This is a genomic window from Campylobacterota bacterium (assembly GCA_040752835.1).
GTDB lineage: Bacteria > Campylobacterota > Campylobacteria > Campylobacterales > Sulfurimonadaceae > Sulfuricurvum.
This window is the reverse complement of record JBFMGG010000007.1, coordinates 695849-716243: the sequence shown is the minus strand read 5'-3', so window position 1 is coordinate 716243 and position 20395 is coordinate 695849. Positions and strand designations below refer to the sequence as shown.

At 49.0% G+C, this 20395-nt stretch carries 12 protein-coding genes; 6 read left to right on the top strand and 6 right to left on the bottom strand.

The features are described from left to right. Positions 1 to 10 precede the first annotated feature (10 nt). The 6 genes from AB1763_09780 (at position 11) to AB1763_09755 (ending at position 16291) form a co-directional block, all read left to right on the top strand. On the top strand, positions 11 to 643 hold the full coding sequence (locus AB1763_09780; GenBank protein MEW5833111.1) for a DUF2235 domain-containing protein: 633 nt from the start codon (positions 11 to 13) through the stop codon (positions 641 to 643). Next, complete coding sequence (locus AB1763_09775; GenBank protein ID MEW5833110.1) at positions 640 to 1383, top strand: hypothetical protein; 744 nt, start codon at positions 640 to 642, stop codon at positions 1381 to 1383. The genes AB1763_09780 and AB1763_09775 overlap by 4 nt, the downstream gene beginning before the upstream one ends. A gap of 27 nt (positions 1384 to 1410) precedes the next feature. Beyond that, complete coding sequence (locus tag AB1763_09770) at positions 1411 to 2043, top strand: DUF2235 domain-containing protein (GenBank protein ID MEW5833109.1); 633 nt, start codon at positions 1411 to 1413, stop codon at positions 2041 to 2043. Next, positions 2040 to 2816, top strand: coding sequence for a hypothetical protein (locus AB1763_09765; protein ID MEW5833108.1), 777 nt, complete (start codon positions 2040 to 2042; stop codon positions 2814 to 2816). Before AB1763_09770 ends, AB1763_09765 begins: the two co-directional genes overlap by 4 nt. A gap of 12 nt (positions 2817 to 2828) precedes the next feature. After that, the gene (locus AB1763_09760; protein MEW5833107.1) at positions 2829 to 15761 is read left to right on the top strand and encodes a calcium-binding protein; all 12933 of its coding nucleotides are present in this window, start codon (positions 2829 to 2831) and stop codon (positions 15759 to 15761) included. Between the two features lie 224 nt (positions 15762 to 15985). After that, entirely contained in the window at positions 15986 to 16291 is a 306-nt protein-coding gene (locus AB1763_09755) for a hypothetical protein (GenBank protein ID MEW5833106.1), read from the top strand. Between the two features lie 32 nt (positions 16292 to 16323). Here the strand turns inward: AB1763_09755 and AB1763_09750 are convergent, their stop codons facing one another. The 6 genes from AB1763_09750 to AB1763_09725 are packed head-to-tail and all read right to left on the bottom strand — an operon-like array spanning position 16324 to position 20388. Continuing rightward, a complete protein-coding gene (locus AB1763_09750; protein ID MEW5833105.1) occupies positions 16324 to 16806 on the bottom strand; it encodes an FKBP-type peptidyl-prolyl cis-trans isomerase in 483 nt (160 codons plus the stop codon). Continuing rightward, positions 16803 to 17696, bottom strand: coding sequence for an ATP-binding cassette domain-containing protein (locus AB1763_09745; protein MEW5833104.1), 894 nt, complete (start codon positions 17694 to 17696; stop codon positions 16803 to 16805). Before AB1763_09745 ends, AB1763_09750 begins: the two co-directional genes overlap by 4 nt. Beyond that, positions 17693 to 18367: a molybdate ABC transporter permease subunit gene (gene modB / locus AB1763_09740; protein MEW5833103.1), complete on the bottom strand. Its 675-nt coding sequence runs from the start codon at positions 18365 to 18367 to the stop codon at positions 17693 to 17695. The genes AB1763_09745 and modB overlap by 4 nt, the downstream gene beginning before the upstream one ends. After that, the gene (locus tag AB1763_09735; GenBank protein ID MEW5833102.1) at positions 18357 to 18752 is read right to left on the bottom strand and encodes a hypothetical protein; all 396 of its coding nucleotides are present in this window, start codon (positions 18750 to 18752) and stop codon (positions 18357 to 18359) included. Before AB1763_09735 ends, modB begins: the two co-directional genes overlap by 11 nt. Further along, the gene (gene modD, locus AB1763_09730) at positions 18749 to 19597 is read right to left on the bottom strand and encodes a ModD protein (GenBank protein ID MEW5833101.1); all 849 of its coding nucleotides are present in this window, start codon (positions 19595 to 19597) and stop codon (positions 18749 to 18751) included. The genes AB1763_09735 and modD overlap by 4 nt, the downstream gene beginning before the upstream one ends. Then, a complete protein-coding gene (locus AB1763_09725) occupies positions 19594 to 20388 on the bottom strand; it encodes a class I SAM-dependent methyltransferase (GenBank protein ID MEW5833100.1) in 795 nt (264 codons plus the stop codon). The genes modD and AB1763_09725 overlap by 4 nt, the downstream gene beginning before the upstream one ends. Positions 20389 to 20395: the final 7 nt, after the last annotated feature.

The following is a 20395-nucleotide window of genomic DNA, read 5'->3' as shown; positions in this document are numbered from 1 at the left end:
GGAAAAACCAATGGCAACACGAATCGGAGTCTTTTTTGACGGTACGGGCAATAACATGTGGAACGATGTAAAAATCGGAGACGGATCACAAAGCAATGTGGCAAAACTGTATCAGCTTTATGAACGACAAGGGTATGAAGTTCGCTACGCCGAAGGGGTAGGAACCGAAGCATATACCGAAGGTCACACCTTTACCGATGCACAGATTAAGGATATCAGGGATAACAATATCGATCGGAACAGTTTTTACCGCACGTTGGGTTTGGCGGTAGGAGAAGGTGCAAAAGCAATCGTCGATAAAAAAATGGCTGAGATTAAAACATTTATTGAAGATCATCCCGGAGAAGAGATCATCGTCGATGTTTACGGTTTTAGCCGTGGAGCTACCGAAGCACGCGATTTTATCAACGAGTTCAATGCCAAGTACGCCGATTTGAACGGCAGTGCGATAGGGTTTGTCGGGTTGTTCGACACGGTCGCAACAGTCGGATTGGCAAATGAATACAACTATAACCTCAATCTAAATCTCAGTACTTATTCCGCACAGCAAATGCTTCATTTGACCGCAAATAATGAGTTTAGAGCCAATTTTCCTCTCAAAGCTTTCCATAATTCCTATTCCAAACCAAGGATTGCCGCATGAGAACTTTAATCCCTATCTTAAGCATATTAACTTTGTTAGTAGTACAAGCATTAGCCGATGAACCAAGAACACTCACCATTCACGGCACCGTTGACCCACGACTCGATGTATCTTTTATGTCTACCTACCGAGGGACAAATATCGACCGTCTAGAATGCAGTGACATGAATCCCTCTACTGGACGACGAAAAGTCAAACTCGCAGGTTTAAGCAAACGTGTTACTACCTCCGATTACAACATCACCATGCCCATCGACTATACCGATGCCAATGAATGTGGATATGAGTTTGTGAGTATTGATCTCATTATGCGACGGAAATATGATGACAAAAATTATGCACAATATTTAGTTTTTAGTAAAAGTGGCCCAATTCTATCATTATTTGGGAATCACGTTTTGTATGGAGTAGGAACCAGTTTGATACATCTTGATACTGAGAATATAAAACCTTATTTTCGGCTTGCCAAAGAGAGCGTGTTTTTATGTAAAACAGAGCAATGGACAACAAAGAAAGATAGAGATGATTTCATATGCACTTTGCAAATGAAATTTGATACTGAAGGGGGACAGTATCATAAAAATGAATGGGGAGATGTTAATCATCCAGAGTTTAAGATCAATGAACTGCAAGGCGGTAGTTTAAAGATTGATGTAAAAGTTGATGAATTAAAAGAACCTTTCCGTGAACTCCCCAAACCATCACCCTCGGTGATGGAACCACTAAAATCTCTATTCTAAACTAAAAATACATACAAGGAACGGACAATGGCAGATGTAATAAGACTCGGAGTTTTCTTTGATGGGACAGGCAATAATAAAGACAATGATCTAGCGATTGGCGATGGTAGCCAAACAAATGTGGCGAAAATTTTTGATTTGTATCAACAAAGTAATTATCAAGTTTTCTATAAAGAAGGTGTCGGCACACGAGCGCTTACCCAAGCGGAGATCGATTCGGTCAAAGCTGGACTATCTAAGCGAAATGATTATTACAGCTCGACAGAGATGGCTTTAGGGATTGGTGCAAAAGATAAAGTGCTTGAAATGATGGATACAATTACTAATCAAATTGATCAAATCAAGCGATCTAACCCCAATGCCAAAATCGTCGTAGATGTCTACGGTTTCAGCCGAGGAGCTGCCGAAGCACGGGATTTTATCAACATGATAAATACCAAATATGCCAGTCTAAATGGGAGCATGATTGGGTTTGTTGGATTGTTCGACACGGTCGCAACAGTCGGATTGGCAAATGAATACAACTATAACCTCAATCTAAATCTCAACACCTATTCCGCCCAACAAATGGTTCATCTGACCGTGAACGATGAGTTTCGTGCAAACTTTCCACTTCAATCTTTCAATAATCAACATTCTAAACCAAGGATTGCTGCATGAAAAAGCTTCTTCTATTATCCATCCTCGCCATTACAACTCTTATTGCTCAAAACGAAGCCGCCTATACGATCACGGGTACGAAAGACCCCCGTTTGGATGCTACCTACGCCGCTACCTACGTGAGTCAGGATCTCGACGATGACGCATGTTCCTATTACGAAGGGGACAAAGGGTTCAGACGTCCCAAAATCGCGAGCCGCCGTATGACGGTTCCCGATGGGAACTACACAATCATCCTTCCTATCACTCTCACCCAAGAGGAGAACAAATGCAACTATCGGTTTACAGGATTGGAACTCTACCTGCGACGCAAATACGATAATGAACTCTCTTCCATCCATTACATCCTAAGCGATAAAAAAGAAGTCAATCAAATTTATTGGAAAACTAAGGGGGGAGCGATGTCATTCAAAAATCCCGATACTCCACCATACTTACAAACCGACAAAAAATACTTCCGCATCGCCAAAGAGAGCACATTTTTGTGTAAGACGTTTTGGTTTGACAAAGGGCGATATGCAGATGCACATAGTCAGTTTCATTGCACCATGCAGATCGACGATGACGTCAACCGAACGCTTTATACTCAACAAGATCCGCTCATTTATTCGTTCAGCCATCCCGCATTCGGCGTGGATGCGATCGAGAACGAGACGATGCACATCGATATCTTGGTCGATGAAAAAAATTGCAAAATGATGGAAAACAGGCGAATAGTTCCTGACAATTTCAGAGAACTCGAAAAACCAAATTTATTTCAAAAACTATTTTAAAAGGAAAAACCAATGGCAACACGAATCGGAGTCTTTTTTGACGGTACGGGCAACAATATGTGGAACGATATGGCGATTGGAGACGGATCGCAAAGCAATGTGGCAAAGCTGTATCAATTGTATGACAAAACACTTGGATATACAGCTTTATATGCCGAAGGGGTAGGAACCGAAGCATATACCGAAGGTCATACTTTTACCGATGCGCAGATTAAGGATATTAGAGAAAATAACCTTGATCGAAACAGTTTTTACCGCACGTTAGGCTTGGCGGTAGGAGAAGGTGCCAAAGCAATCGTAGAGAAAAAAATGGCGGAGATTGCTGACTTTATTTTTCAACATCCCGGCGAAGAGATTATCGTCGATGTTTACGGGTTTAGTCGCGGTGCGACCGAAGCACGCGATTTTATCAACGAATTCAATGCTCAGTACGCCGATCTGGATGGCAGTGCAATAGGGTTCGTGGGAATCTTCGATACCGTCGCCTCTATAGGTATGGCAAACAGTATCAACATCGGATATAACTTGGATTTGAATGAAAACTCCGCAGATCGGATCGTCCATATCATCGCTGATGATGAGACGCGGGCGAACTTTCCCCTCGAATCACTGTATAGCAACGGATGGGGCCTTCAATCAAATATGAATGAAATCTCCAATATGGGTGTCCACTCCGACATCGGCGGGGGATACGGCGTACTGGATATGAACAAGAAAATCGTCATCGATTCATACTATCATGTCTATACCAACGGCAGGGAAGACGGCGATGCTAAAATTGCCAGCCTAAATGAGTATGTAAGCAGTCTGAATGCAAGCGCGGGAAAAATAAAGTATACATTGGAATATGATTATAATCCACTCCCCGCAACCGGAGATTGGGCTTTATCGGCGATCATCATTGAAGACAAAGAGTTCGGATTCGGATTAAGCAACGTATCTTTGAATGACATGTACAACAGCATCAGACAAGCCGGAATTAATTTGGCACCGATCAGTGCTTTGGGTGAAACCATTTACAAAAATCAAAGCTACAGCAATTATGCCATTCCGCAAAATATTGACCAAAGCTATGTCCATATTTCATCCTCAAATACATGGTATGGAGAATCAGCATCTGACTGGATTGCCAATCATCAAACATCTTCAGGGATTCGAGTCGTTTATGCGAATGATCCTTCCAATGCAGAAGACAAACTCCTCCTTCTTTCCGCCGAAGATAAAACGATTCTCCATTATTTAGAAGCTGATAAATATACGATCATAGGTACGAAAAAAGAGTTTGCCGATATTACTAAGAATATCGTTCAAAACGCCCCTGAATTTATGACCCATCGTTTAGAGTATATCAATCAGCTTTTGAGTGACAACCCAGATCAAAGTGGAACACTGTATCAAGATCATTATTCAGGTAAGTCATTTTATGGACAAAAGATCAACGGCATTTCATTGGTCGATTTTGGAGCAAGCGGAGATAATGTTCTTGTATACGATGACAATAATGAAGGGCAGATCGTTTATGCAAAAGAGGGTGAAGACCTCGTTTATACTGGAGGGGGAAACGATGTCCTCGATGGTGGAGCGGGAAGTGATGTCCTTTTAGGTGGAGAGGGATTTGATACCTACTATTCAGGCGATGGCGACACGATCGATGACAGTGACGGTAAAGGCGAGGTTTATTTTGAGGGGCATGTTCTTACCGGTGGTATGCTCACCGGAATTTACGGTAACACAAAAACCTACGAGGGAGACGGTGGGATGTATATCCTCCGAAGTGACGGTACCCTTATTTTTTCTAAAAACGGTAACTTTCTCACAATCGAAAACTACCACAAAGACAATAACGATCTTGGAATTGTACTGGACGGTGGGGAGTTGGAACTCTCCATCTTCGCTCCCGTCGTAAAAGAATCAGACGGTATAGCAACCGGAGCGGTGACTCTTTCTAAGGCCTATACTGAAGATGTCATCGTCACCCTCTATACCCAAGACGATAAAGCCCTCGCAGGTTCAGACTATGTAGGACGTCCTACATTCGATGTACGTATCCCCGCCGGTGAAACCTACGTGACATTTGATATCTCCATCATCGATAATCAACAACCTGAACCAACGGAGATGTTTTACACTCTCGTCGATACGGTACGTACGGTTCATGGAGCCCATGTCGATTTCACCCTCGTAGATGTCCAACCTTTCAGTATCGAAGATGACGATACGGATAATGATCCAAACGACCCTGATAACCCCGATCCTACCGATCCCAAATACGTCACAGTAAGCGTATCAGATGCTCAGGCGGTAGAGAGCCGAGGGACGATCAGCTTTGTCGTGAGTTTATCGGAAGTACTGAGCGAAGACATCACGGTCGATTTAATCACCCAAGACGGTACCGCAAAAAACGGTGAGGACTATGTTCCCAATAAACGCGTCGGTGTTACCATCAAAGCCGGACAACGAAGCGCCATTTACGAAGAGGCAATATTAAACGACGAAGTTCCCGAAGATACAGAGTACTTTAGCGTTGCTCCCTACCTCTCAACCGACTACACCGGACCCGAACAGATACTCCTCTCGAACGTAGGAGAGGGAACCATTTACGACGATGACTATCCTGATTACATTACCGCACATATCAGTGACGCCAGTGCCAAAGAGGCCGCCGAACATATGAGCTTCACCGTGAGCTTATCCAAAGAACTGGAACGGGATATTACGATCGAAACGTCACTGGGAGATGTCACGATCAAAGCGGGGGATAGATCGGGCGTAGTGTACAGTACATGGAGTGATGATGCCATCGTCGAACCTGACGTACATTTCGAAGTAACGATGAGCGGACACAACTACCAAGGGGGAAAATACCAAGTCCTCCTCGTTAACACTTCCACCGGCACCATCATCGACGATGATCCTGAGCCTGATCCACATCCCCATCCCTACGATCCCGACGAACCGGAACCTCATGACCCCCTCGTCCTCGACCTAAACCAAGACGGGAAAATCTCGACCGTTGCTCTGGCAGACTCCCAAGTCTATTTCGATATCACGGGTGACGGTGTCAAAGAGAGAGTAGGGTGGATAGCCCCAGAGGATGGATTACTCGTCTATGATAAAAACATGAACGGCAAGATCGACGGAGTGAGCGAAATATTCGGTAAAGACGGTCTGAACGGTTTCGCAGAACTACGAGCTGTTGCCGATAGCAACTACGATAACGTTATCGATCGCCGTGACGCACTCTTCTCCCAGCTCAAAGTGTGGCAGGATCTGAACCAAGACGGTATCAGCCAAGCCACCGAACTCAAATCCCTCACCCAAGCCGGAGTCAAAAACATCGAGCTAAATGTCATCGGTACCAACATCAACCTAAATGGCAATCTCCTCTCCGAAGCAGGACGTTACGGAGACAGTACAGGGGATCGTGAACTGGCAGCCGATATACAGCTCCTCACAATCGAACGTGCGGTCAGCTCAAATACCCCCGACACCTATGAGATCGATCCGATCACCGAAATGCTCCCCCAGATGAGAGGATACGGCTATGTAGACAACAGCTTCAAAGCCTATAACCTCGATCCTAAGCTAAAAGAGTTAGCACTCACCTTTATGAACGACAAAGAGAGAGCCAGTGCCAACTTCGGTGAATTCATCCTCCGATGGTCGGGATTCTACGATATGGCAAAGAGCAAAGGGATCAGCGAAGCGAGCCTCTCTCCCTATTTAGCCGACCACTCCCCGATCAAACTGTGGATATTAGAGCGATTCGTAGGATCGAAAAAAGAGGCTTGGAGAACCGAAGCCCACCTCCGTGAAAACACCAACGGAGGCTACCATACCCAAGACTTCGGAAACGAAGCCTACATCACCGAACATTTCAACCTCCTCATGGAACGCTACGAAGCGATGTTCGCCATCCAAGCCTATTATGGCGATGTGTTTAGCGATATCCACTATGACATCAGTATCGATGAGTTCGTGATCGATGACAGTGCGGCATTTACCGCTAAACTCACGGAGTACCTCAATAACACCTCAATCCCCCAAACCGATAAACTCTACCTCGCCTCGATGATGAACAACTTGGAGGGGACATTCCTGCATTTCGATGCGGCGGCAATGATCGATTCGATCACCGATACGACCCTCAAAAGTACTGTATCCGATATCATGGATGAAAAAGTACACTTCCAGTTCGCCAAAGAGAGCGGAGTCTACAGCTATGCAAACACTCTCGTCTACGGTGATGATACGGCAGAGATGATAGCGATCAACTCATCCGGTGCGGTGAGTATGATGGCACAGGAGGGGGATGATGTCATCCGTGATAACGCCGGCGGAGCCACCACCTATCTCTACCGCAAAGGCGACGGTGCCGACACGATCTACGATGCTGGAGGAGCAGATACGCTCCAATTGGAGAATATCACTTTTGATGAGGTGAATATTGAAGTCAAAAACACCACACTTATTATTAGCCTTGAATCGGACCCTACGGATCAAATAACGATCATTGATTGGAAAAAGCTCTCCAATCGTATCGAAACGATCCAATTCGCAGGAGAGAACCAAGTCGATCTAAATGACCTGTTGTTCCCAAAAACCGAAGGAGACGATTTCATCGAACTAACCAATGGAGATGATACCGTAGATACATTGGGAGGGAATGATACCGTATATGTATTTGCCGGAAATGATACGGTTATTGCCGGAGCAGGAAGTGACACTGTTTATGCCGGCGATGGTAATGATACGATTGAAGGCGATGCCGGTGTCGACAGGCTATACGGCGAAGGTGGCAATGACATTCTGATCGGCGGAACGGGAGACGATCTGCTCGACGGCGGTGCGGGTAATGACATGTATGTTTACAACCTCGGAGACGGACACGATACGATCACCGACGGTTCGGGTAGCGATACACTTCGCTTTGGCGTGGGGATCAGCGCTGATATGCTCGTAGTTCATACGCTCTCCAACGGCGATCGGCTCATCGGACTCAAAGAGGCAGATAAAACATTCGAAGAACTAGCCGATACGATCACGATTCGAGGATGGAGCAATACGGCTAACCGTATGAAGAATATCCTTTTGGCTGACGGTACATCGATCAACCTTGATACCCTCCAGACCGCTACAGAGGGGGATGATACTTTCACGTTCGGCGATAACGGCATCACTATCGATTTGATGGGCGGCAACGATACAGTTATTTCAGGCAATGGTAACGACATTATCGACGGAGAAGCCGGAAATGACAGTATCAATGCGGGTAACGGAGCCAATCACATCACCGGAGGCGAGGGGGATGATACGCTCACTACCCTCACCGGAGCCGACACGATCAGCGGCGGAAGCGGTAAGGACACGATCAACGCGGGAGCAGGAAACGACATACTCGGCGGTAACGAGGGAGACGACACAATCATAGCAGGTGATGGTAGCGATACGCTAAGCGGCGGAGTAGGAGCCGATACCCTCTACGGAGGATCGGGAGACGATCTCTACCTCTACAACAGAGGTGACGGTAAAGATACCATCATCGACGAACACCGCTACGGCTACAACGGGAGCAACCAATCCAATGCGGGTAACGATACTCTCCGTTTCGGTGATGGGATCACGCAAGATGATCTGATCGCCTACATCAACGGAGACGATCTCATCCTCGCCCTCAAAGAATCGGGTAAAACGCTCTCTGAACTGGGCGACGTCATTACGATCAAAAACTGGGTCAACACCAACAACCGTATCGAGACGATCCGCTTAAATGAGGGTACCATTGTCGATCTTGCCGCGATCCAAAGCGCAACCGAGGGAGATGATAATTTCATATACGGTGATAGTGCCACTACGGTCAATGGCCTGGCTGGTAACGATACGATCACGTCGGGCAGCGGTGCGGACACCCTGCACGGAGGTGAGGGTCATGATACCCTCCGCAGTGGTGGGGGAGAGGATACCCTCTACGGTGATGCGGGAAGCGATACCTTGATTGCCGGAATCGGAAACGATACTCTCAGCGGCGGAGAAGGTAACGATACCCTCTACGGCGAGAACGGAAATGACACATTATCCGGCAACGGCGGGAACGATACTCTGATCGGGGGATTAGGGAACGATACCTATCGCTTCGGTATCGGAGACGGTAAAGATACTATCATCGATGAATACAGTTACGGTTCGGGCGGAATCGATACTCTGGTATTTGGCGAGGGGATCACGGCTGAAAATCTCGTCGCACACACGATGAGCGGAAGCAACGACCTCGTGATTGGTCTTCGAGAGAGTGGCAAAGGGTTCGATGCTCTCAGCGATACGGTAACGCTGAAAAACTGGTTCGATGCCAATAAACGGATCGAGAATTTCGTCCTGAACGACGGAACGGCGATCAGTCTCTCGCAGATGCAGGGGGGAAGTGACGGAGATGATTATCTCATCTTCGGCGATACCGATACGGTACTGGACGCATTGGGAGGCAACGACACGATCATTACCGGAAGCGGTAACGATACCATAGAGGGTAATGCAGGAAATGATATCCTGATCTCCAATGCAGGGAATGACATCCTCAGCGGAGGAGTGGGCGCCGATACCCTAGAGGGGGGATCGGGAGATGATACCTACCGATTCAGCAGAGGAGACAGCAAAGACCGTATAGTCGATATCGCAGGGCTCGATTCGCTCATCTTCGGTGAGGGGATCGGCATGGATGATCTGATCGCCCGTGTCGTGAGCGGCAGCGATGATCTACAAATCGCCATTCGCGAAGACGGTAAAACATTCGATCAGCTCAGCGACGTTATCACCATCAGCGGTTGGCTTAATGCGGCGCATCGTATCGAGAACCTCCGTCTCAGCGGCGGCGCTGCAATAACTCTCACCCAAATCGAACGCTCCAGCGAAGGGGATGATTATCTCGTATTCGGCGATGAGGGGGTGATCGTCGATGCACTCGGCGGTAACGATACCCTAATCTCGGGTGAGGGTGCCGATACTCTAAAAGGGAGTGCGGGCAACGACACGATCCTAAGCGGAAGAGGGAATGATATTCTTAGCGGTGGTAGAGGTACTGACACCCTCAAAGGTGGAATGGGGAACGATACCTATACGTTTAACCGAGGTGACGGAGCTGATACGATTTTCGATGAGTTAGGGAACGATACCCTCTCTTTTGGCGAGGGTATTACCAAAGACGATTTGATCTTTAAACAGCAGGGAAATACTCTCCTGATCGGTATTGCAGAGGTCAATAAAACGTTTGAGCAACTCAGCGATGTGCTTACTCTTATCGATTGGTTTAAATCAGACACCAATATAGAGACAATAAGCTTTGCCGACAATACATCGATGAGTCAATCGGATGTTGCAAGCTTGTTTGTTGCTAATGATATTCATGGAGCACTCTACAGTAAACCCGGAGCTGTTGTGTACGGCGGAAGCGGAGATAATACCTATGTCTACAACCGAGGTGATTTTACGGTCGTGATCGACGATCAGTACCAGCAGGGGCAAATCGATGTCAATGCCGGAAACGATACCCTCTATCTCAGCGGCGGAATCAATAAAAGCGATGTGACGTTCGGTGTAGTAGGCAATGATCTGATTCTAAAAATCACCCCTAAGGTGGAGACGTATGAACAGCTCAGAGATTATGTCGTTATTAAAAACTGGGCAAATGCCAATGGCGGAGTCGAAAAAGTCATTTTTAGTAACGGTGAATCGATGAACATCGATAAAAATGGAACCTATCCGGCTACAACGTTTAATTATGGATGGGTATCAAGCCAATACCTCATTTATGGGGATGATGCGAATAGTATTATCGGAGTGGCAGGTGATGAGACATTTGAGACAAATGGCGGTAATGATACGATCAATGCCGGAAGCGGAAATGACCGAATCGATGCGGGTACAGGAGATGATGTTATCGAAGGGGGAGTTGGTAACGATGTTATTACCATGGGAACCGGCAAGGATACCGTGAACGACAGCGGCGGAAATGATGTATACAAATATAATAGAGGCGATGGAGCCGATACGATTTATGATTTGAGCGGAACCGACACTCTCATCTTTGGAGAGGGGATTGCAAAAGAAGATTTGATTGTCAGACAAAGCGGCAGTAATTTGATCATCGGGATTGCTGAGGGAGATAAGTCATTTGATGAGTTAAGCGATAAAGTTACATTAAAAAATTGGTTCAATAGTAACAACTTGATTGAAAAAATCATCCTGTCAGATGCTACAACTTTAGATAAAACCGTACTTTTACCAATGTTAAATTTTGATTCTACCAATACTAGGCAAGTTCAATTTAATGGCGGTTTAGATCAGCTGTCAACAACACAAATAATTACATCAGCAATGGTAGGACAGCAAGTCAGTGTATCTTTTGAGATGACATGGGATGGGACAAATAGTGTTATGCCTATAGGATTTTATCAATACGATCTTTGGCTATACAATGGGAAGTTTGGATTCAATACTGGGCAAGGTGATATATTTGGAATCGCAAATAATAGTTTTTTAGCAGGTACTACCCATCAAATTACTGCAATTTTTACACAAGGCAACGTCTTAACTAATAAATTATATATCGATGGAATTGAGCAAAATTTATCTCAACAACTTAGTACACCAGCTAACAGCCATGCCGATATTACCAAAGAGATCAATATTTCTGGATGGGATGTAAATACTGGTTATAGTTTTAGCGGAAGTATTGATAATGTTCAACTTCATAATCGTCCGTTGACTACTGCTGAAATCAACCGTGTTATCCAAAAAGAGGTTATCTCTGATGGGTTAGTGGCCTATTATGATTTTGAGGGAATAAATCCGTATGATGATAAATCGGGTAACGGACATACAGTAATTTCACGCGGAAATCCAAAAATTGTCTGGACAGTTCCACCCGTTTTATCTGAAACCTTTGAAAACGGGGCAACCGGTTGGAGCAATACTACGACTGAATCGGCTTCTGAATTAACACGATTTCTGGGTCGTTTTGGCGGAACTGGTGGAAATGAAGGAGTCTCAAAAACGTATGATTTTGGTGTGGCGAATGCGAACAAACAAATAATGATCGAGTTCGATATGTACGAAATAGATAGTTGGGATGGTGAAGTATTTAAAATCTTTGTAAACGGAGTAGTAAATACGCAAAATAACTTTTTTGTTGACTACCATTATGGAGAGCGTGATGGGGGTCGTGCAACAGCTAACAATCAATTCAATGGGCAAGGTGGAGAAGAAGTACATCAGTATACTATATCAGTAAATTTAGATAAAAACGGTCAGATTAAGCTTGGATTTGGCACAGCATTAGACGAAGCAATCACTGATGAATCGTGGGGCGTTGATAACATCAAGATATACATGGAAGAATCGACATTTACCCCTCCACTTATTCTCGATCTGAATGCCAACGGGAAAACCTCTGTATCGCTTACCGATTCTCACACCTATTTCGATTATGCGGCGGATGGTCTGAAAGAACACACGGCATGGATCGAACGTGGTGACGCTCTTTTAGTTCGTGATATCAATAATGACGGACTCATCAACGACGGCAGTGAACTCTTCGGAGACCGTACCAAACTTTCCGACGGTACACTTGCAATAGACGGATACTCAGCCTTAGCGCAGTACGATACCAACAGTGACGGGGTTATCGATAAAAACGATACCGATTTTGCACAGCTCAAACTCTGGAAAGACACCAATCAGAACGGAAAAACCGATGCGGGTGAACTAGTCGATCTCTCGGTTGCAGGGGTAACATCTCTCTCGCTTAACCGTGCCGATGGCAGTGTCTATACCCAGAGCACCGAGAATGGCAATATCGTTACCAATGAAACCAACTATACGACATTGACAAATACGGGAACAATGCGTGACGTGTGGTTCAAGATTGAGGCAACCGATACCATCACCGATAACGATACGATCTATGGTGCAACGGACTCTGAAACTCTTAGCGGCGATGTCGGAAATGATACATACGTTATCGCGTATGGCGGAGGTGAGGATGTGATCGACGATAATGGCAACGGTGTCGATACGATCAAATTCCTAAGCTCTATTACGGCGGATCGCCTCGTTGTACAATGGGTGCGTGGAACCGACGATCTATGTATCGGTATTCACGAGAATGCGGAAGACGATACCCCGATCACAGAACTCTCCAATACCCTCACCATCAAAAACTGGTTTAATGAGAACGGGGCTATCGAGCAGTTTAGCTTTAGTGACGGAACGACGATAGATCGACAAGGGATCTATGATCTGCTTCTCAATGTCGAAGGGGATCTAACCATGCGTGTACTGGATGCGGGAGATACACTCAGCGGTAATGGCGGAAATGACGTTCTTTATGGATTAGAGGGGTCAGAAGCCCTTTACGGTAAAGAGGGAAGTGACTATCTCAGCGGTCTTGCGGGCGATGATTACCTCTCAGCCGGAGCAGGGGACGATACTCTCGAAGGTGGAGCGGGTGATGATACTCTCGAAGGGGGGATCGGTGATGATTACTATCTCTTCGATAAAGGGGACGGTAAAGACATGATCATCGATGCGGGGGGTGTCGATACCCTCTATTTCGGTAATGGTATCGATCGACGTGATGTTATCCTCAGTAGTGAGGGTGAAGATATGATTGTCTCTTTCACCTATAACCAAGAGCAAAGCAGCAATATAATCGATCAGATCACTATCAAGAACTGGAACGTTGATGATTTCAAACTCGAATCGTTTGCGTTCAGCGACGGCACTTCCTATACTTTACCGCAACTAATTGAGAAAAACACCAACCATGCGCCGGAGATGTTCTTCGAAGAGGGAGCACGCAATCTTGGAAAAGAGCGCAGCGCCAAAGGGATTCTCCTTGCCGATGACATCGATGGAGATACGTTGAGCTATAGCGTCGTTTCAGCACCGACGATGGGATCGATCAGTATCAACAAATACGGAATCTGGACTTATACAGGTACTTCAAGGGAGGCGGGAACCGATACGCTCACCATAGCGATACAAGACGGACGCGGCGGGGAAGTGACAACGACCCTTTCGTTTGTCATGGAAGCGCTGAATCAGGCTCCGGAAGCGCCAGCCGAGATCAGCAATACCCTGCAAGACATCCGTATTCTAAGCGGCAACGTCGGAGCTGCGGATATCGACGGCGACGTTCTAAGCTATACCGTAAGTACCCAAGCCGCTCACGGAACTCTAAAGGTAAATGAAACAGGAGAGTGGAACTATTCGGCAGCGGATGGTTATATGGGAACCGACAGTGCTATCGTCATGATCGACGACGGTAACGGGGGTGCAATCTCCCAAACCCTCAACTTCGACATTCGCGTGTCGGACCCGACATTGTCCGATACAACATCGACTCTCCTCGAAGACACTGCTACCAACGGAGTATTCAACGTTACCAATCCTATCGGCGGAGCATTGACCTACGAAATTCTCAATACTTCCACCAAAGGAGTATTCAGCGTTAGCGAAACAGGAGAGTGGAACTATACCCCTGAAGCAAATCTGAACGGTGCTGACAGCGTCATGATCAAAGTAACCAACGCCTACGGACTGAGTACCACCGCAACACTGAGCTTTGTCATCGAAGCGATCAACGACGCACCGATCCTCACAGAGACTCCGGCACCCGCGACGCTCTACGCAGGATCAAGTACTGCCGGAGCGATCAAGGCTTCCGATGTGGATGGTGATACCCTCTCTTACAGCATCACTTCCAATCCTGAACACGGAACACTCACGATCAAGGAGAACGGAGAGTGGAACTACACCGCAGAGCGCTATTACGCCGGAGGGAGTAGCGCAGTAATCACCGTCGATGACGGTCACGGAGGAAGTGTGATAAGCACGTTGAACTTCACCAACCTCATGACTCCGGACTGGCACTACACATACAGCGGACAAAGTATGCGTATCAATGACAATGACGGAGTAGATGTCCTGCTCATGAGTGATATCTCTATGGCTAACCTCACCTTCCTCCAAGAAGCGAATAACCTTCGTATCAATGTCAAAGGCAAGGAGGATGTCATCCTCATCGACTACTTTGCCTCCCCATCAAAAGGGGTAGAACTGGTTCAAACCGCACAGGGAAGCATCAACCTTTCCAAAGAGAGAATCGGTTCCAGCGGAGGTTTCTTCGGAATCCAATGGGGAAGTGCCAAAAACGATTCGTTAATCGGCAACTCCTCCCTCTTCGGGGATCGGCTCTTCGGCGATGCTGGGAACGATACCCTCTTCGGTAACGGCGGCAATGACACTCTGCGCGGTGATACAGGTCATGATCTTCTAGTCGGAGGAGAGGGCAGTGACAATCTCCTCGGGGGCGATGGGAACGATATCCTCTACGGCGATAATGGCAACGACACCCTCGTCGGCGATGCGGGGAACGATAAACTCTTCGGCGGGAGGGACAACGATAGTCTCAACGGCGCAGAGGGGAACGATCTGCTCCACGGGGGTGCAGGGATCAACACTCTCAGCGGCGGAAGCGGGGATGATACCTATCTCTTCACCAAAGGCTCCAACACGACGACGGTGAACGAAAACGTCTTCGGATTCAGCCTATTTGGTCGTTATTTCGGAGCAGAAGGGGGATACGATACCGTCCGATTCGACAAAGGGATCACAAAAGAGGATGTCAGTTTCCTGATACAAGGGAATGATTTATTGCTACAGTACGGAGACAACGAGTTCGTGACGATCAAAAACCAGAAAAACGAGGCCAACCGGATCGAGAGGCTGGAACTCGATGACGGCAGCTACCTGAGCAACACCGACGTCGACGGGATTATCCAGCAGCTAAATGCCTACAGCCGCGATCACGGCTTCCAACTCCGTGATAACACCCAGATTCAGAACAACGAGGCGCTGATGAACATTATAGCTGCCGGATGGCATAACTGACCTGCTTGATGGGGGAACGGTTCCCCCTTAAGATAAACACGGTCTCATACGGCTTTGAAGGATGCCGCATAGCCTATTCGACAACGCTCTGCTAAAATAGATGCGCTTAAACAATTGGGCATACCACACGAAGAGGTGAAACGGTGAAAGAGCGAATAGGCGAAAAAATCGGTTGGACAGCGGGTTGGGCCGGTGGTTTCATATGGGTGCTTGTACTCTCGATCGTGTTTCTGTTCCAGGGAAAAACCGGGGAGGGGATAGCGGGGATGGCCTTGGTCGCCGCGTCGGCGTTCGTCATCCTTTTTTTCGCACCCTGGCGTTTTGCGACAACGCACTATTGGAAGCTCATGCTCGCTCCCTACGGGACCTTTTTCCTCTCTATCGTCTGGGCCGTATGGTCGTACGGCGGCCTTGGGGCTGTCGGGCTGAATGGGTGGAGCCTGTTATGGCTCCTGCCGATGTTGACGCCGTTTGGAATTTTAAGCAAAAGAAAATGGACGGACGGGGAGCGGCTGCAATCAGCCCAATAGCTGTGAGTGTGATCCGAGTTTAAGCCATACGATCAGTGATGATCGTGCGAATGTTCGAGTAAACGGCGGATCGTCTCTTCGTCGGCGGGGACGATGTCGGTGACTGTGCCTTTAAAAACCATATCGATTCCCGCGAGGGGGTGGTTGGCGTTTAAGACGGCGTGAGTGTCGGAGATTTCTTGGACGATGTAGATGAGCATATCATCTTCGTTCCCTTCCATGTGCCCTTCGATCTGCATTCCAACTTCGATCTCTTCGGGGAGGTTCTCGAGCGATTCGGTGACCACCAGATCGTCGTCGTAGAGGCCGAACGCCTCGGCGGCGGGGACGGAAATTTCAAACGAATCTCCGACCGATTTCCCCTCCAGCCCTGCTTCGATGGGGGCAAAAATGTTGTTGTATCCGCCGTGTACGTAGATGAGGGGTTCTTGCCCTTCATCGACCGTGTGCCCTTCGGGGGTAGTGACGGTGTAATCGAGGGTAACGATGGTGTTGACGGTAACAGTAACGGTCATGGGGTTTCCTTGGGTTGATGGATGGGCAGCAGAATCGGGTTGAACGCTTTGGTCGAAATTATAGCGTGTTCCCCGATTTTTAGCCGCGAGGCTTCTTGTGTTGCCGTAACGGTGCGGACAATGGAGGAACCTACCAGAAGGGTTACGACGCACGCGGGGGAATCTTCTTCGATTTTCAGCACTTCCCCCACGAGCTGAAGTTTGCCGCTGAGGGTCTGGGAGCTGAAAAATTCCATCGGGGGGCAGATGCGTTCGATCCGTCCCGCATGAACCGAGGCGAGGCGGTCGGAGAGCTTGACCGTTTCGGCGATGTCGTGGCTCACCAGCAGCGTACTCACCCCGAGCCGCTCGTGGATCAGTGCCAGCTCGTTTTGCAGCTTTTGGCGCATGGCGGGATCGAGCGCCGAGAGCGGTTCGTCGAGGAGCAGAATTTTCGGACGGCGTACGAGGGCGCGGGCGAGGGCGACGCGCTGTTTTTGTCCCCCCGAGAGGGTGGACGGCAGACGGTCGGCGAGGTTGCTCAGCTCGACCAGTTCGATCAGCTCGTCCACCCCTTTTTTCTGCTCCGCGGTTTCGGCGGCGAAAAGGAGGTTTTGCCGCACGTTCATCGTCGGAAAGAGGGCGTAGTCTTGGAAGACGAATCCCACACTCCGTTTCTGCGGCGGGAGATTGATCTTCCGGCCCGAATCGAACCACGTTTCGCCCGCTACTTCGATCCGGCCGGTATCGGGAGTTTCGAGTCCCGCGATGCAGCGCATCAGGGTTGTTTTTCCGGCACCCGAGGGGCCGAAGAGGGTCAGGAACTCCCCACTGCCGATCGAGAGGTCGAAAACCGCCTCCAGCGGTCCCTCGGCGGTATTGAGGTGTTTGGTAATATTGATCAATATCATCGGATGCCGCCCAGGGATTTTTTGTTAAGGGTGTAGACGAGCAGCAATATCGCAAACGTCACCGCGAAGAGGGTGAGTGCGTATTGGTGAGCCATCGCGTAGTTGAGCGACTCGACCTCGTCGTAGATTGCGATCGAGGCGACGCGGGTCTCGCCCGGGATATTCCCACCGATCATCAGGATCACGCCGAACTCGCCGACCGTATGGGCGAACGCGAGGACAGTCCCCGAAATCAGCCCGCTTCGGATCATCGGCAAGACCACCCGCGTCATCGTTGTCAGTTTCGATTTGCCCAGCGTGTAGGAGGCTTCGAAGACGGAGCGCGGAACCCCGGAGAGGGCCGACTGTATCGGATGAACCATGAAGGGGAGGCTGAAGAGGACCGAACCGATCACGAGCCCCTCGAACGAAAATGCCAGCCGTATGCCCTGTTCGGTTAAAAACTCCCCAAGAGCCGACGCGGGGCTGAACGCAAGGAGAAGATAAAACCCCAGGACCGATGGAGGAAGGACGAGCGGCATGGAGACGATCGTCTCGACGACGCTTTTGAAGCGCACGGTGCCGTATGCCAAGTATGCGGCGAGCGGAATCCCGATCAGCAGGAGAATCAGCGTCGTGACGGATGCCAGTTTGAACGTCAGCACCATCGTTTGAAAAAAATCAGCTTCCATGCGTCTCCCTGAGCAGCGAAATTTCAGAGGGCTGAACCATCCAGCCGACGTTATCCCCTTCACGGATATCGAGGGAATGGAAGGTGAGTGTCGGCACCAGCGCACGGACGGTCGTATCGCGGTAGGAGAGGGTAACGTGGGAGAGGATGATTCCCCTTTCGATCGTCCGGACTCTTGCGCGCGCGCGGTTTGCGGTCGAAGCGGCCGTTTCCGGGGAGAGGATGACTTCGGTTTCTTTGAACGCCACGGTGACGTCCGCACCGACGGTGGCGTCGGAGACTTCGGCGAGAAGGAGATGAAAAGTGTCGTCCCCGACGGCGACGCTTAGGATGCTGAGGTGCTCGGAAGCGGTGATGGCGGCAATTTTGGCGGAGAGAATATTCATAACGGCTCGATCCTCACTTTGATATCGGCAGGTTGTGCACTGTAGGGCGATGAGGTGACGATCATATCTACCCCCGTCGCGGCGTATTCGGCGATATTTTTGACGCTGATCCCTCCGGTGGCGATGAGGGTAAGATGGGGATAATCGGTCCGGAGGATGCGGACGGCATCGGAAAGTTTCGTGAGGGGAAATTTCTCCAGCTGGAGAATGTCGGCTCCGAGGCGGGCAAATTTGAGCGCCTCGGCGATGTCGGCGGCTTCGATGACGATTTTCTTTTCGGGATTGGCTTTTTTGGCACGGTCGAGAGCTTCGGCAAATGCCTCTTCCGCAGGGAAAAAGACGCGGTGATAATCAAAGATCAGTATGCTTTCCGAAAGTCCGAGACGGTGAGCGATCCCGCCGCCCGATTCGACCGCTTTGATGGCGATTTTTTTTGTAAACGGGGTTGTTTTGCGGGTGGTGGCGACCACTATATCAGGATTGATACTGCGTGCCAAGAGTACCGCTTCACGGGTATAAGTGGCGATCCCGCTTGCGTAATCGAGGAGGTTTTGCACGGACTTCCAGATACGGTGTATCGATCCGGCTTCGCCGTGCGCTTCGAGAAAAACGCTTTGGGGCGGGACGAGCGAGCCGGATTTGACAAAACCGTCGATCTCCAATCCGTACAGTCCGCACAAACGCACTGCCTCTTCCATGCACGAGACGACGAGAGGGCGCTCACGGGTGGCGAAGGTGATGCGCGCGCGCCGGTCGGTGATCCCCAGCGACGCGGTGGTCAGATCGCCGTAGGGGACGTCCTCGGCGAGGAGTGCTTCGAGTTCAGCGTCGTTAAGAAGGATCATTTTGAGGTCTCCCATGCGATAAAAGCCCAGTGCACCGGACGCGGCGGACGATTCTCGCCGACAACGATCCGGTTGTAGTATTCTCTGGCTTTGTCCTGCTGTTCTTTCTCCAGACTTCCGATGCTCCAGATCAGCGATTGGACGAATTCTTCTTCGCTGCCGGCGCGCACGCTGCCGCGTCCGGTCTCGATGTAATCGACGCGGGGGAGAAATCCCGCTTTGTACAATAGCAGGGGGATATACCAGTAGTCGGGTTTTGTTCTGACCGTTTTGCCGATGTAATCGAGGATATTCATGTCGACGAAGCTGCCGCCGACTTTGTAGGTGAGATAACATGCTTTGGAAGCGATAGAGGACATTTTAGAGAGTGCCGCATCCAGATCGGGGACTTCCATCGAGCGTGATGCCACGGCGACGTCGATGGGAGGCAGAGCGCTCCAGTCGTCTTCCCAGCCCAGATGGTAGGTCGTGATGTTGGTGACCCCTTCGCGCGCGGCATACGCTTCGAGCTCGTCGAGCATGGCGCGCGAGAAGTCGATGGCGACGACGTGTTTCACTTTTTTGGCCAGCGGCACGCTCAGCGCTCCGGGACCGCAGCCGATGTCGAGAACCACCTCGTCGCCGTCCAGCTTCATCCGTGAGATGAAATCCTCCACATAGGGGCTGTTGATCGTCGATTGCGCCATGTCGGAGGATTTGGCATCCCAATCCTCGCGGCTTTTCGCCTTGAAATCGGTGGCGGCTTTGTGTTCGCGGTACATGTGCGCGAAATCGATGGATTTGAAAAACATACATCCC